Annotated in this window: 9 protein-coding genes; 8 read left to right on the top strand and 1 reads right to left on the bottom strand. The window is 67.5% G+C overall.

Going from position 1 to position 15834, the window contains the following annotated elements:
• Nucleotides 1-114 precede the first annotated feature (114 nt).
• The 3 genes from gltB to QSJ18_RS01390 all read left to right on the top strand — a co-directional run bounded on the left by gltB (nucleotide 115) and on the right by QSJ18_RS01390 (nucleotide 6697).
• Complete coding sequence (gltB, locus tag QSJ18_RS01400; RefSeq protein ID WP_286324388.1) at nucleotides 115-4716, top strand: glutamate synthase large subunit; 4602 nt, start codon at nucleotides 115-117, stop codon at nucleotides 4714-4716.
• Nucleotides 4709-6163, top strand: a complete 1455-nt coding sequence (locus QSJ18_RS01395) for a glutamate synthase subunit beta (RefSeq protein WP_286324387.1) — start codon at nucleotides 4709-4711, stop codon at nucleotides 6161-6163. The genes gltB and QSJ18_RS01395 overlap by 8 nt, the downstream gene beginning before the upstream one ends.
• A 363-nt stretch (nucleotides 6164-6526) precedes the next feature.
• Nucleotides 6527-6697 carry a hypothetical protein gene (locus QSJ18_RS01390; protein WP_286324386.1) on the top strand — a complete coding sequence of 57 codons (171 nt, stop codon included), beginning with the start codon at nucleotides 6527-6529 and terminating at the stop codon, nucleotides 6695-6697.
• 15 nt (nucleotides 6698-6712) lie between these two features.
• Here the strand turns inward: QSJ18_RS01390 and QSJ18_RS01385 are convergent, their stop codons facing one another.
• Nucleotides 6713-6940: an RNA-binding S4 domain-containing protein gene (locus QSJ18_RS01385; protein ID WP_286324385.1), complete on the bottom strand. Its 228-nt coding sequence runs from the start codon at nucleotides 6938-6940 to the stop codon at nucleotides 6713-6715.
• Nucleotides 6941-7062: 122 nt separating this feature from the next.
• Between QSJ18_RS01385 and lysX the strand changes: the two genes are divergently transcribed.
• From lysX to QSJ18_RS01360, 5 genes are all read left to right on the top strand, one after another.
• On the top strand, nucleotides 7063-10509 hold the full coding sequence (gene lysX, locus QSJ18_RS01380) for a bifunctional lysylphosphatidylglycerol synthetase/lysine--tRNA ligase LysX (RefSeq protein WP_286324384.1): 3447 nt from the start codon (nucleotides 7063-7065) through the stop codon (nucleotides 10507-10509).
• 24 nt (nucleotides 10510-10533) lie between these two features.
• Nucleotides 10534-11427 carry an alpha/beta fold hydrolase gene (locus QSJ18_RS01375; protein ID WP_286324383.1) on the top strand — a complete coding sequence of 298 codons (894 nt, stop codon included), beginning with the start codon at nucleotides 10534-10536 and terminating at the stop codon, nucleotides 11425-11427.
• Between the two features lie 74 nt (nucleotides 11428-11501).
• Nucleotides 11502-11990 (top strand): ribonuclease E activity regulator RraA, encoded by a 489-nt coding sequence (gene rraA, locus QSJ18_RS01370; protein WP_286324382.1) that lies wholly within the window; start codon nucleotides 11502-11504, stop codon nucleotides 11988-11990.
• 54 nt (nucleotides 11991-12044) lie between these two features.
• On the top strand, nucleotides 12045-13598 hold the full coding sequence (locus QSJ18_RS01365) for a succinic semialdehyde dehydrogenase (RefSeq protein WP_286324381.1): 1554 nt from the start codon (nucleotides 12045-12047) through the stop codon (nucleotides 13596-13598).
• Nucleotides 13599-13722: 124 nt separating this feature from the next.
• A complete protein-coding gene (locus QSJ18_RS01360) occupies nucleotides 13723-15825 on the top strand; it encodes a glycosyltransferase family 39 protein (protein ID WP_286324380.1) in 2103 nt (700 codons plus the stop codon).
• The last annotated feature ends 9 nt before the right edge of the window (nucleotides 15826-15834 follow it).

Here is a 15834-nt window from a genome sequence, read left to right as displayed (position 1 = left end):
GTCCTGGTCAGCCCTGGGTCGGTGACGACGTGGTCATGGGACTCAACTGTCCCCAGACATAGACACGTGGATGGGTGCGCGCCGGTTTGCGCGCACCAAGTGAGGCGAGAAGTTATGAAGCACGCTCCGGGACCGGTGGGTCTGTACGACCCGCGCAACGAGCACGATTCGTGTGGTGTCGCATTCGTCGTCGACATGCACGGACGGCGTAGCCGCGACATCGTCGACAAGGCGATCACTGCCCTGGTCAACCTCGAACACCGCGGTGCCGCGGGTGCCGAGCCGAACACCGGTGACGGCGCCGGCATCATGATCCAGGTTCCCGACCGTTTCCTGCGCGAGGTCGTCGACTTCGAACTGCCCGCCGAAGGCAACTACGCCACCGGCATCGCCTTCCTGCCGCAGGGCTCCGAGGATGCCCGCCTGGCCGCCGAGGGTGTGGAGAAGATCATCGCCGCCGAGGGGCTCACGCTGCTCGGCTGGCGAGATGTGCCCACCGACGACTCGTCGCTCGGCGCGCTCGCCCGTGACGCGATGCCGACCTTCCGCCAGGTGTTCATCGGAGGCGCGGCGGGGATCGACCTCGAACGCCGCGCGTTCGTGGTGCGCAAGCGCGTCCAGGTCGAACTGGGCACCAAGGGAGCCGGCGCCGACGGCCCGGGCCGCGAGACCGTGTACTTCCCGAGCCTGTCCGGGCAGACCTTCGTCTACAAGGGCATGCTGACCACCCCGCAGCTGCGGGCGTTCTACATCGATCTGCAGGATTCGCGCGTCGAGAGTGCGTTGGGTCTCGTGCACTCGCGCTTCTCCACCAACACCTTCCCGTCGTGGCCGCTGGCGCATCCCTTCCGCCGCGTCGCCCACAACGGTGAGATCAACACGGTCACCGGCAACGAGAACTGGATGCGGGCGCGTGAGGCGCTCATCGACGCATCGGTCTTCGGCGCCGACGACGTCGCCGACAAGATCTTCCCGACCTGCACCCCCGGTGCGTCCGACACCGCGCGGTTCGACGAGGTGCTGGAACTGCTGCACCTCGGCGGCCGAAGCCTGCCGCACGCCGTGCTGATGATGATCCCGGAGGCGTGGGAGCGTCACGAGACCATGAAGCCGGCGCACAAGGCGTTCTACGAGTACCACGCGTCGATGATGGAGCCGTGGGACGGACCGGCATCGGTCTGCTTCACCGACGGCAAGGTCGTCGGCGCCGTGCTGGACCGCAACGGTCTGCGCCCCAGCCGTATCTGGGTGACCAAGGACGGTCTCGTCGTGATGGCGTCGGAGGTGGGTGTCCTCGACATCGACCACGCCGACGTCGTCCAGAAGCTGCGCCTGCAGCCGGGCCGCATGTTCCTCGTCGACACCGAGGCCGGACGCATCGTCGACGACGAGGAGATCAAGGACGCACTCGCCGCCGAGCATCCCTATCAGGAGTGGCTCGACGCCGGTCTGGTCCACGTCGATCACATCGTCGCTCCGCCGCATGTGCACATGTCGCATGAGCGGGTCACGCTGCGTCAGCAGATGTTCGGTTACACCACCGAAGAGCTGAATCTGCTGGTCTCGCCGATGGCCAAGACCGGTGCCGAGGCGATCGGCTCGATGGGTACCGACACCCCGATCGCGGTGCTGTCGTCGCGTCCGCGGATGTTGTTCGACTACTTCCAGCAGCTGTTCGCCCAGGTCACCAACCCGCCGCTGGACGCGATTCGCGAAGAGGTCGTGACCAGCGTCGGCGGCACCATCGGCCCCGAGGCCGACCTGCTGCATCCGACCGCACAATCGTGCCGCCAGATCGTGCTCCCGCAGCCGGTCCTGGACAACGACACCCTGGCCAAGCTGGTGCAGATCGACTCCGGAAAGACGCAGGACGGCAAGTCGCTCGACGACTTCCGCAGCCTGCACATCCACGGCCTGTACCCGGTCGCCGAGGGCGGTGCGGGTCTGCGCCGCGCGCTCGACGACATCCGGACCAAGGTCAGCGCCGCCATCGACGACGGTGTGAATCTGGTCATCCTGTCCGATCGTGAGTCGGATGAGACGCTCGCGCCGATCCCGTCGTTGCTGCTCACCTCGGCCGTGCACCACCACCTGGTCCGGGAGCGTAAGCGCACCCGCGTCGGCCTGGTCGTCGAATCCGGCGACTGCCGCGAGGTGCACCACGTCGCCGCCCTGATCGGCTTCGGCGCGGCCGCGGTCAACCCGTATATGGCCTTCGAGTCCATCGAGGACATGGTCGAGCGCGGCGCGCTCGGCGACATCGACTTCGCGAAGGCGCGGGCCAACTACATCAAGGCCGCGGGCAAGGGTGTGCTCAAGGTGATGTCCAAGATGGGCATCTCGACGCTGGCCTCCTACACCGGCGCGCAACTCTTCCAGGTCATCGGCATCTCGCAGGGCACCGTCGACGAGTTCTTCTCGGGCCTCAACAGCCAGCTCGACGGCATCGACCTCGACGACATCGCCGCCGACGTCGCCACCCGCCACGCACTGGCCTTCAGCGATCGTCCGACCGAGCGCGCACACCGCGAACTCGAGGTCGGCGGTGAATACCAGTGGCGCCGTGAAGGCGAGTACCACCTGTTCAACCCGGACACGGTGTTCAAGCTGCAGCACTCCACCCGGACCGGTCAGTACAAGGTCTTCAAGGAGTACACCAAGCTCGTCGACGACCAGTCACGCCAGATGGCGTCGCTGCGCGGTCTGTTCGACTTCAACTTCGGTGACCGGGACCCGATCCCGATCGAGAAGGTGGAGCCGGCTCGCGAGATCGTCAAGCGGTTCTCCACCGGTGCGATGAGTTTCGGCTCGATCTCGGCCGAGGCCCACGAGACCCTGGCCATCGCCATGAACCGTCTCGGCGGTCGTTCGAATTCCGGTGAGGGCGGCGAGGATCCGCGGCGCTTCCATCACGACGAGAACGGTGACTGGCGCCGCAGCTCGATCAAGCAGGTCGCGTCCGGCCGTTTCGGTGTGACCTCGCACTACCTGAGCAACTGCACCGACATCCAGATCAAGATGGCGCAGGGCGCCAAGCCCGGTGAAGGTGGCCAGCTGCCGCCGCACAAGGTGTACCCGTGGGTCGCCGAGGTTCGAGGTTCGACGCCCGGCGTCGGCCTGATCTCGCCGCCGCCGCACCACGACATCTATTCGATCGAGGATCTCGCTCAGCTGATCCACGACCTGAAGAACGCCAACCCGGCCGCCCGCATCCACGTGAAGCTGGTGTCCGAGGTCGGTGTCGGTACCGTCGCCGCCGGTGTCTCCAAGGCACACGCCGACGTCGTGCTGATCTCCGGCCATGACGGCGGCACCGGTGCGACCCCGCTGACCTCGGAAAAGCACGCGGGTGCACCGTGGGAGATCGGTCTGGCCGAAACCCAGCAGACGTTGCTGCTCAACGGTCTTCGCGACCGGATCGTCGTCCAGGTGGACGGCCAGCTCAAGACCGGTCGCGACGTCGTCGTCGCGGCGCTGCTCGGTGGCGAGGAGTTCGGTTTCGCGACCGCGCCGCTGGTCGTCTCGGGCTGCATCATGATGCGCGTCTGCCACCTCGACACCTGCCCGGTGGGCGTGGCCACCCAGAACCCGCTGCTGCGTGAGCGTTTCACCGGCAAGCCGGAATTCGTCGAGAACTTCTTCATGTTCATCGCCGAAGAGGTCCGGGAACTGCTGGCGCGCCTCGGCTTCCGCACCCTGCAGGAAGCGGTCGGGCATGTCGAGGCGCTCGACACGACCAAGGCCATCGCGCACTGGTCGTCGTCGAAGGCGGGCAAGCTCGACCTGTCGTCGGTCCTGGCGACTCCGGAGTCCCCGTTCATGAATCAGGACCTGTACTGCTCCGGCGTGCAGGACCATGCGCTGGACAAGGCGCTGGATCAGCAGCTGATCGCACAGAGTCGCGAGGCTCTCGATCACGGCACCCGCGTCTCGTTCAGCTCGAAGATCACCAACGTCAACCGCACCGTGGGCACCATGCTCGGCCACGAGGTCACCAAGACCTATGGCGGGCAGGGGCTTCCGGACGGAACCATCATGATCGACTTCAACGGGTCGGCGGGTAACAGCTTCGGCGCCTTCGTGCCCCGCGGCATCACCCTTCGCCTGGAGGGCGACGCCAACGACTTCGTCGGCAAGGGCCTCTCCGGTGGCCGCATCGTGGTCCGCCCGGCGCGCAATGCGCCGGAAGGCTTTGTCGCCGAAGACAACATCATCGCCGGCAACGTCATCGGCTTCGGCGCGACGTCGGGCAAGATCTTCCTGCGCGGTGTCGTCGGCGAACGCTTCTGCGTGCGCAACTCCGGTGTGACGACCGTCGTCGAAGGCGTCGGTGACCATGCCTGCGAGTACATGACCGGTGGTCGTGTGGTCGTACTCGGTGGCACCGGGCGCAACTTCGCGGCCGGCATGTCCGGCGGTATCGCCTACGTCTACGACCCGGAGGGCACCTTCCCGGCCAACCTCAACACCGAGCTGGTCGACATCGAGGAATTCGACGACGAGGATCTCGAGTTCCTGGCGGCGATCATCGACGAGCACCGCGCCGAGACCGAATCCCCGGTGGCCGCCGCGATTCGCGCCGACTGGGACACGGCCAAGGGTAAATTCGTCAAGGTGATGCCGCGCGACTTCAAGCGCGTGCTCCTCGCTATTGCCGCGGCCGAGCGAGATGGACGAGATGTGAACGAAGCGATCATGGAGGCCGCACGTGGCTGACCCCAGAGGTTTTCTCAAGCACACCGAGCGGGAACTGCCCGACCGTCGTCCGGTCGATCTGCGTCTGCTCGACTGGAAAGAGGTCTACACCGACTTCGACAAGGGTGAACTCCAGACCCAGGCTAGCCGGTGCATGGACTGCGGTATCCCGTTCTGCCACAACGGCTGCCCACTGGGGAACTTGATCCCCGAGTGGAACGACCTGGTCTACAAGGACCGGTGGCGGGACGGCATCGAGCGGCTGCACGCGACGAACAACTTCCCGGAGTTCACCGGTCGTCTGTGCCCGGCCCCCTGTGAGGCGTCGTGCGTGCTCGGAATCAACCAGCCCGCGGTCACCATCAAGCAGGTCGAGGTCGAGTTGATCGACAACGCCTTCGACAAGGGCTGGGTCACCCCGGTCCTGCCTGCTGAGAAGACCGGTCGCAGCGTCGCGGTCATCGGTTCGGGTCCGGCCGGTCTGGCCGCCGCCCAGCAGCTCACCCGGGCCGGTCACGACGTGACCGTCTTCGAGCGGGCTGACCGCATCGGCGGTCTGCTGCGCTACGGCATCCCCGAGTTCAAGATGGAGAAACGCCACATCGACCGTCGTCTGGCGCAGATGGAGGCCGAGGGCACCGTCTTCCGGACCGGCGTGAACGTCGGCGTCGACGTGACCGTCGAGCAGCTGCGCGCTGACTTCGAGGCCGTCATCATCGCGGTCGGTTCCACCATCGGACGTGACCTGCCCATCCCGGGCCGCGAACTCGACGGGATCCACCAGGCGATGGAGTTCCTGCCGCAGGCGAACAAGATCCAGCTGGGCGACGAGGTCCCCGGTCAGATCACCGCCACCGGCAAGAAGGTCATCATCATCGGCGGCGGCGACACCGGCGCCGACTGCCTGGGTACCTCGCTGCGCCAGGGCGCCGAGAGCGTGCACCAGTTCGAGATCATGCCGCGCCCGCCGATGGAACGCGCCGAGTCGACCCCGTGGCCGACCTACCCGCTGATGTTCCGGGTTTCCTCGGCGCACGAGGAAGGCGGCGAACGTGTCTTCTCGGTCAACACCGAGCAGTTCACCGGCGCCGATGGCAAGGTCACCGCGCTCAAGGCCCACGAGGTCGTCATGCGCGAGGGACGCTTCGAGAAGGTCGACGGCTCCGACTTCGAGCTGGAAGCCGATCTCGTCCTGCTGGCGATGGGCTTCGTCGGTCCCGAGCGGGAGGACTTCCTCGACAAGCTCGGCGTCGAGTACGACCCGCGCGGCAACATCAAGCGCGACGACAACTTCGCGGCCATCGGGCAGCCCGGCGTCTTCGTCGCCGGTGATGCCGGTCGCGGTCAGTCGCTGATCGTGTGGGCGATCGCCGAGGGCCGATCGGCTGCCGCGGCCGCCGACGCGTTCCTGACCGGGTCGTCGGATCTGCCCACGCCGATCTACCCGACGCAGGTCGCCCAGCGCTGATCTCCGCCTCGGCTGACATCCCGACAGCCGGTCACCCCGCCAACCGATGACGGTCGGCGGGGTGACTGCTTTCTGGGGCGGTCGCGCCCGCCGGCGACCGAGTGCCGACGCCGATCTCCCCGCCCGACTTCCGCCGCGCGTCGGTCGTCGTCGGGTAACGGTCGCGGTGGGACGATCGATGTATCCGGATGAGAGGCCCGACGACGGCGGCCGCGACCGGACTGGGACAGACCGGACTGGGAAAAGTGGCTCAGACCACGAAAAAAGGGACAGACAACAAGCCCGCGAGCCTCTACAGTAGGACAAAGTAAATCCACCGTGACGAAGACGGTGTTCATCATAGCGACACAGGGAATGATCGACATGAAGTTAGCCGGCACACTTCATAGCCCCCGCCGCGGTTCCATCCCGGGCACCGCGGCCTTGCGTGGCCTCACCGGCGGCCGATTCGGCCGTAGTCGCGCCGCCCGCATGTTCCCGGCCGAGGCCGAGCGCCTCGTCACCGCCGCGGAGCTTCGCCAGCTCACCTCCTGAGCGGCGCAGCGCGTGTCAGGCGTCGGTCGAGCTGACCCGCGCCGCCGTCCCGCCGATCTCGACGACGTCGCCGACGCTCAGCTGCCGTCCTCGGCGAGTTTCGACCTCACCGTTGACCGCCACCAGCCCGTCCGCGATGACCTCCTTGGCCTCCGCACCCGACTCGATCAGGTTGGCCAGCTTGAGGAACTGCCCGAGGCGAATGCCCTCATCCCGGATCTCGACGTCATAGATTTCGCTCACAACCCCTGATCTTGCCCTGTCCGCCGGGGTGCGGGCCATCCGACGGCTCGGATCCTGCCGGGAATCGCGGGCACCGGCGTCGTACGACTGTCCGGTGGACACGGCAGGTCTACGGTTGTCCAATGGCCCACGATGCGGCGAAGACGGAGTCCGACTCCGCGGCGCCCCCAGCCGGAGATCCGTCCGTCGACGACACGGCAGGGGCCGCGGCGACCACCCCGCACCCACCCGACCGTCCGGTGGAGGCGAATCGTCGGTCTCGCGATCTACTCGAGAAGATCCGTCGGCCACGCGGTTTCGGGCGCAACGCGCCGCACGTCGCGGGCATGGTCGTCGGTGTCCTCGCGGCGATCGCACTCGCCTCGAGCATCTTCCCGATCTTCCGGCACATCATTCACGTGCCGCGCGACTACATCGACAGCTACATCATCTCGCTGCCGAATACGAGCTTCGCGTGGTCGTTCGTGCTGGCCCTGCTCGCCATCGCGCTGTCCGCCCGCAAACGCATCGCCTGGTGGATCGCCACGATCTACCTGCTGCTGTTCATGGCAGGCAACGCGCTGCTGTTCTTCGATCCGGTGGCCACCAGTTTCGGGGTGGACACCGACGAACGCGTCAACCTGATCGTCGGGTTCACGGTCGACGCCGTGGCCCTGATCTTCCTGCTGCTCACATATCGGCAGTTCTACACCCGCGTCCGTCGCGGCGCGCTCGCCGCGGCGTTCGGCACACTGATCGTCGGCCTGGCTCTGGGCACGCTGGTGGGCTGGGCACTGGTGTGGGCCTGGCCGGGCACCCTGGCCCGTGACGAACGGCTGCCGTACGCCTTCAACCGGGTGGTCGCCTTCGCCAACTTCGACCCCCGCACCTTCGACGGTCACGAGACACACGTTCTCGTCGAGTCGCTGCTCGGACTGTTCGGCGCGCTGGCGCTGATCGCGGCAGCGCTGGTGCTGTTCCGATCGCAGCGATTGCAGTCGCTGATGACGGCCGCCGACGAGGCGCTGATCCGCGCACTCATCACACGGTTCAACGACGACGATTCGCTGGCCTACTTCTCCACCCGTCGGGACAAGGCGGTGGTCTTCTCGCCGGACGGACGTGCCGCGATCACCTATCGGGTCGAGCTGGGCGTAGGACTGGCCGGCGGTGATCCGATCGGTGATCCGGAGTCGTGGCCGGAGGCGATCACCGAATTCCTCACCCTCTGTGAACGATACGGATGGCATGCGGCCGCGATGGGTTCCAGTGCGCGGGGTGCGCAGGTCTTCGCCGACGCCGGATTCGGTTCGCTGTCGATCGGGGACGAGGCCATCCTGCATCCCCGGGAGTACAGCATCAGCGGCCCGGCGATGAAGGCGGTACGGCAGGCCGTCACCCGTACCAAGCGGGCCGGCTTGACGGTCCGCATCCGGCGGCACAGCGAGCTCTCCGACGACGAGATGCGGGCGACCATCGGCCGCGCCGACGCCTGGCGCGACACCGACGAGGAGCGCGGCTTCGCGATGGCCCTGTCCCGGCTGGGTGACCAGGCCGACGGTGACTGCCTGCTGGTCGAGGCGCTGCTGGCCGAAGGGACACCGGAGGAGCGAGTCGTCGGGATATTGTCCTTCGTGCCGTGGGGTCGGCGGGGTGTGTCGCTGGATGTGATGCGTCGGGACCGCAACGGCATCAACGGTGTCGTGGAGACGATGGTCAGCGAATTGTGCCGCAACTCCGAGCATTACGGCATCACCGAGATCTCACTCAACTTCGCCACCTTCCGGGCGTTCTTCGAGCAGGGACCGCAGATCGGGGCGGGACCGGTCATGCGGTTGGGCTACTCGGTGCTGATGTTCGGGTCGAAGTTCTTCCAGATGGAGTCGTTGTACAAGTCGAATGCCAAGTATCAGCCGGACTGGGAGCCGCGATTCCTCTGCTTCGAGGACACCCGGATCCTGCCGCGGGTCGGGCTCGCCGCCATCGTCACCGAAGGCTTCCTCACACTGCCGAATCTGGGTCGCAAACGGCACTACCGCGAGGGGCAGCCCGCGATCCCGGTCGGGGTCGACGCCCCGGCGCTCATCGCCGAACTCGCCGCCGACGGCGATCGCATGACGCCCCGCCTCCACCGTCCCGAGCAGGTGCGGGTGCGACTGGCGAAACTGGAACGGCTCGTCGACGCCGGGTTCGATCCGTATCCGCCCGCCGACGCGCCCACCCACACGATCGCCGAGGCCCGCGACGAACCGCCGGGAACGACGGTGACCATCGCCGGTCGGATCACCCGGCTGCGCAACTTCGGCAAGGTGATCTTCGCCGACATCCATGACTGGTCGGGGGAGGTGCAGATGCTCGTCGAAGAGAGCCGGATCATCCCGGGCACACCTGATTTCGGCACCGACGTCGATCTGGGGGACCTGGTCGAGGCGCGAGGTGAGATCGGGGCCAGCCGATCGGGCGAGTTGTCGGTGCTCATCGACGCCTGGCGGCTCAACGGAAAATGTCTGCGACCGTTGCCGGACAAGTGGGCGGGACTGACCGACCCGGAGGCGCGGGTGCGGCAGCGCTACCTCGACCTGGCGATCAACCCGCGCAGCCGTGAGTTGCTGGCCACCCGCAGTGTGGTGGTCAAGGCGTTGCGCGACTTTCTCGGACAGCGTGGCTATCTGGAGGTCGAGACGCCGATCTTGCAGCAGATCCACGGTGGTGCCAACGCGACGCCGTTCCAGACCCATATCAATGCCTATGATCTCGACCTGTATCTGCGGATCGCGCCGGAACTCTATCTGAAGCGGTTGTGCGTCGGCGGGGTGGAGAAGGTCTTCGAGATCGGGCGCAACTTCCGCAACGAGGGTGTCGACTTCAGTCACAACCCGGAGTTCACTAGCCTGGAAGCCTATGCGGCACATGGTGATTACCGAACCATGTTGGACCTCACCCGGGAGATGATCCAGTCCGCCGCGATCGCCGCGCACGGCGAGCCGGTGGTCGTGCGGACCGACGACGACGGCAATGAGGAACGGGTCGACATCTCGGGGGAGTGGCCGGTGCGCACCGTGCACGAGGTGGTCACCGAAGGTGCGGGCGAACCGGTCACGCCGGAGACGCCGGTGGCGACGCTGCGCGCGATCTGTGAGCGCCTGGCGATTGCCCACCGGCCGGATTGGGATGCGGGACAACTGGTTCTGGAACTCTACGAACACCTCGGTGAGGCACGCACCACGCTCCCCACCTTCTACATCGACTTCCCGACCTCGACCTCGCCGTTGACCCGCGCCCATCGGAGTATCCCGGGGGTCGCCGAGCGGTGGGATCTGGTCGCGTGGGGCGTCGAACTCGGCACCGCCTACACCGAGCTGACCGATCCGGTCGAACAGCGCAAACGGCTGACCGCACAGTCGATGCTCGCGGCCGACGGCGATCCGGAGGCGATGGAGCTCGACGAGGACTTCCTGCAGGCGCTGGAGTACGCGATGCCACCGACCGGTGGGCTCGGCGTCGGCGTGGATCGGGTGGTCATGCTCATCACCGGCCAGTCGATCCGCGAGTCGTTGGCCTTCCCGCTGATCAAGCCGCAGGAATCCTGACCGGACCTCACCGGAGGAGGGTCGATGGCATCGGACGCGGATTCCGACGGGGTGCCCGGTCCCGGCGTGACCCGGGTGATCGGCGAGTACCGACTGCACGTCCTCGACGAGGGTCGTGGGCCGCCGCTGCTCCTGATGGCCGCGCTGGGGAGCAACTGGTTCGACCTGGACCCGCTGGCCAACCGGCTGGTGGCCCGGGGTTGGCGGGTGATCCGCTACGACCGCCCCGGATATGGGCGTTCGATACCGGTGCCCGCCGGGCATCTGCCGACCCTGACCGGTGAGGTCGCGCGGATGTCGGCGGTACTCGACGCGCTCGGGGTGCGGCAGCCGACCGTGCTGGTGGGGCATTCGATGGCGTCGTTGTATGTAGAGGGGTTCGCCCGTACCCATCCGAGCCGCACCGCTGGTGTGGTGATGCTCGACGGCTCCTATGTGATGCTGCCGTGGCGCGTGGTGCCCGGTCGGTGGCGGGCGCGGAACGCGCACCGGCTGATGGACCGGTTCGGACCGATCGCGCGGCGGCTGGGGTGGCCGCCGCGTGGCCGCGGACAATTGCGGACACGGATCCTACCGACGCCGCCGGAAGGGTTCGATGCGGCGCAACGGTACTGGGGTGACCGCTATTTCGGCGGGTCGATGATGGTGCGCACCACCCTGGTGGAGAACGCCGCATTCCCGACCGTCAATGCGACGCTGCGCCGACTGCGGCGGTACGCCCCGCTTCCGCCGGTGCCGGTCGTCGTGGTGGCTGCATTGTCGGGATCGCCGGTGTGGCAGCAGATCTGGTTGGCCAAGCAGCGGCGGTATGCGGCCGCGCTCGGCGGCCGGTTGCGTACGGTCGCGGCTCGGCACTTCCTGGTGCTCGAAGTTCCCGAAGAGGTCGCCGAACTCATCGACGAAATGCATGGTCGGTGACCGGAGGCAGGCCGATGCCGCGATCCCTACCCGCAAGTAACCCGGAACTTGCGGTTACACCTAAACTGGTCGGCATGAGCGAGCTGACCTTCACCCCGACTGCTGACCTCGTCGACGAGATCGGTGCCGACGTGCGTAGTTGCGACACCCAGTTCACCCAATACGGCGGCAACCGGGAGTTCGTCGGCCGGGTCAGTACGGTCAAATGTTTCCAGGACAACGCGCTGCTCAAGTCGATTCTGTCCGAATCCAACCCCGGCGGGGTGCTGGTCATCGACGGCGACGCCTCGGTGCACACCGCCCTCGTCGGCGACATCATCGCCGAACTCGGCCGGTCCAACGGCTGGGTCGGGATCATCGCGCACGGCGCGATCCGGGATGCCAAGACCATCGGCGGGATGGCGATCGGTGTGAAGGCGCTGGGCACCAACCCCCGCAAGTCCACCAAGACCGGCGCAGGCGAACGCGATGTACCGCTGACGATCGGTGGCGAGACCTTCAATCCCGGCGACCTCGTGTACTCCGACGACGACGGCATCGTCCTCGTCGCACCGCAGGGCTGATCCCCACCGGGCACCACACCACCAGCCGAAACCCAACCAGCCGAGGGAGTCCCCATGCCCAAGCCGTCCGCCGAATACTTCGCCCGACTCGGTGCGCTGGTCGCCATCGACGACGCGTCCGCGCGCCCGACCCGTCCGGTGCTGGAGGCCTTCTCCGGGGTCGAGATGGCGACCATCCCGGTGGGTACCGCCGCAGACCTCGAGGCGGCGGTGGCGCGGGCGCGTGTCGCGCAGCAGGGCTGGGCCACCCGGACCGCGGCCGAACGGGCGAAGGTCCTGGCCCGATTCGCCGAACTCGTCCACACCAACGCGGCGTCGTTGATGGACATCGCGCAGGCCGAGACCGGTAAGGCACGCATCTACGCGCAGGAAGAAGTCCTCGACGTCGCCCTCACCGCGCGTCACTACGCGACCACCGGCCCGAAGGCGCTGGCCGAGCACAAGGTCAAGGGCATGCTGCCCGGTGCCACCAGTGTGCGGGTGCGCTATCAGCCGAAGGGTGTCGTCGGCGTCATCAGCCCGTGGAACTACCCGTTGACGCTGGCAGTCTCCGACGCCGTCGCCGCGCTGCTCGCCGGCAACGCGGTCGTCATCAAACCCGACAGTCAGACACCTTACTGCGCCCTCGCCTGCGCCGAGCTGCTCTACCAGGCAGGTCTGCCGCGGGAGCTGTTCGCCGTCGTTCCGGGACCGGGAAGTGTTGTCGGACAGGCGATCGTCGCCACCACCGACTACGTGATGTTCACCGGGTCGTCGGCGACCGGGGCCACGCTCGCCGAGCAGGCCGGACGCAGGCTCATCAGTTTCTCCGCCGAACTCGGCGGGAAGAACCCGATGATCATCACCAAGGGAGCCAAGCTCGCCGACGCCGTGCAGGGTGCGGCGCGAGCCTGCTACTCGAACTCCGGCCAGCTGTGCATCTCGATCGAACGCATCTACGTCGACAAGGCCATCGCCGACGAATTCGCCGATCGCTTTGCGGCATTCGTGTCCAACATGAAGCTCAACGCGGCCTACGACTTCACTGCCGACATGGGGTCGCTGGCGTCGGCCACGCAGGTCGAGGCCGCCGAAGCCCATGTCGCCGATGCGGTGGCCAAGGGTGCCAAGGTTCTGGCCGGTGGCAAGCGCCGCGCCGACCTCGGCCCGTTCTTCTACGAGCCGACCGTCCTCACCGACGTCACCGACGAGATGCTCTGCTTCCGTGATGAGACCTTCGGTCCGGTGGTGTCGATCTACCCGGTCGACTCCGCCGATGAGGCGATCAAACTGGCCAACGCCACCGACTACGGCCTCAACGCCAGCGTCTTCGCGGGTAGCAGCGCGGAGGCGAACGCGATCGCCGACCAGTTGCGGGCAGGCACGGTCAACATCAACGAGGGCTATGCGGCCGCGTGGGCGTCGACGGCGGCGCCGATGGGCGGCATGGGTATCTCCGGTGTCGGGCGCAGGCACGGCGTCGAGGGACTGCTCAAATACACCGAGCCGCAGAGCATCGCCGAACAGCGATTCATCGGCATCGACCGTGCGCCCTTCGTGCCGACCAAGCTGTACCGTGCGGTCACCCCGGCGGCGGTCCGCGCGCTGAAGTACCTGCCCGGCCGCTGATACGCGGGCGGGCAGATACCCGCGTATCGGTGGCGGTCGTTCACAGACTTCTCCCAGCCACCCCGCAGCGTCGTGGGAGACCCGCGGGCCACTCTGAACGCAACGATTCAGAGGAGGCATCACCATGACCGCAGCACTTGACCATCCCGAGGTGTCCGTACCGGACATGTCGGCGGGCGCGGCCGAGCCGCCGGGGACGGCGGCGCGCGTCCGGCGATGGTTCGCCGCGCGGCCGGTGTCGTGGAGTCCGTTCGCCCTGGCCGGGCTGCTGGTCTCGACGGCTCTCCTCTATCTGGTGAATCTGTCGGCCAACGGGTACGCCAACAGCTTCTATGCGGCGGCCGCGTGGGCCGGGTCGGAGAGCTGGAAGGCCTGGTTCTTCGGTGCTCTCGACCCGTCTAACTTCATCACCGTCGACAAGCCGCCTGCGTCACTGTGGGTCACCGGGCTGTCCGTCCGCATCTTCGGGATGAACAGCTGGGCCGTCCTCGTTCCGCAGGCGCTGATGGGCGTCGCCGCCGTCGCCCTCGTCTACGCGACCATGCGGCGCGTCTTCGACGACCCGAAGCAGGGCACCGTCGCCGGTCTGATCGCCGGTGGCGTCCTCGCCTTCACCCCGGCGGCCGCGCTGATGTTCCGCTTCAACAACCCCGACGCGCTGCTCGTGCTGTTGATGGTCGCTGCGGGCTACGCGCTGGCGCGGGCAATCGCCGCCGATTCCGGTCGCTGGCTGGCGCTGGTAGGTGTCGCACTCGGGTTCGCGTTCCTCACCAAGATGCTGCAGGGGCTGCTCGTCCTACCTGCCTTCGGACTCGCATATCTGTTGTGCGCCAACAACGGTTGGGGTCGTCGTATCGTCGCGCTGCTGGGTGCGGCCGCCGCGTTGGTGGTGTCGGCGGGCTGGTTCGTGGTCGTCACGATGCTGGTACCCGGTTCGTCGCGGCCCTATATCGGCGGCTCGGCGGACAACTCCTTCATGGATCTGGTCTGGGGATACAACGGCGTCGGCCGCATCAGCGGCGGCGAGGGCGGGCCCGGCGGGGGTCGTGGTGGCCCCGGCGGTGGCGGCGCCGCGGGTGGTTCCTTCGGCGGCGAGACGGGGCTCCATCGACTGTTCTCGTCGGAGATGGGCAACGAGATCTCCTGGCTGCTGCCGGTGGCGCTGATCGCGCTGATCTTCGCCGCCTACCTGCTGGTGCGGGGTCTACGGGACCGCGAATTCCAGGTCCGGCTCACCCGCAAGGAGGTGGGTGCGGTCATCGCCTGGGGCGGGTGGTTGCTCGTCACCGGTCTGATCTTCAGCTTCATGAGCGGCACCATCCACCCGTATTACACGGTGGCGCTCGCGCCCGCGATCGGTGTGCTGATCGGCTTCGGCGCGGTGCAGGCGTGGCGTCGACGTGAGCACTGGGACGGTCGGATCACGATGGCCGCGATGATCGTCGGCGGCTCAGCCTGGTCGGTGGTGCTCCTGCAGCGCAACGACTTCGGTCCGGCCTGGTGCCGTTGGGTGATCGGGGTGGTGGCCGTGATCGCGGCAATCGGCGTCGTCGCCGGTGGCCGACTGGGCATGCGTCGGGTCCTGGCCGCGGCCCTCATCGCCGGGTCGATCGCGACGGCCGGCGGGACGGTGGCCTTCACCATCGCGACCGCGGCGACCGAACACACCGGGTCGATCCCGACCGCGGTGAACACCTCGATGCCCGGCGGCGGTATGGGTGGTCCGGGCGGTGGACCCGGTGGTCCCGGTGCTCGCGACGGTGGTTCCGCGCCGGGCGGTCCGGGAATGGGCGGTCCGGGAATGGGTGTGCCGCTGAGCGGCGCTCCGGGTGGTGCCCGCTCCGACGGTCCGGGCGACGGGGGCCAGGATGGCAGGCAGCCGCGCGGTATGGGCGGGATGAGCCTGAACTCCGAGCTCACCGAACTGCTCAAGAACACCGACACCACCTGGGCGGCGGCGGTCGGCGGCTCTCAGATGGCCTCCCAGATCGAGGTCGCGACCCTGCGGCCGGTCATGGCCATGGGCGGATGGAGTGGCGATCCGACGCCGACGCTGGACCAGTTCATCGGGTACGTGAAGCAGGGCAAGATCGCGTACTACATCGGCGGATCGGGCGCCGGGGGTCCCGGAGGCGGACGCGGGTCCAGCTCCGAGATCTCGGCCTGGGTGGCGGAGAACTTCACCGCGACGCAGGTCGGCGGAATGACGGTCTACAAGCTGAACTGACCGACGACA

This window comes from Gordonia heveisoli (genome assembly GCF_030315745.1).
Classification (GTDB): domain Bacteria; phylum Actinomycetota; class Actinomycetes; order Mycobacteriales; family Mycobacteriaceae; genus Gordonia.
This window is presented reverse-complemented; position numbering and strand designations above follow the sequence as displayed.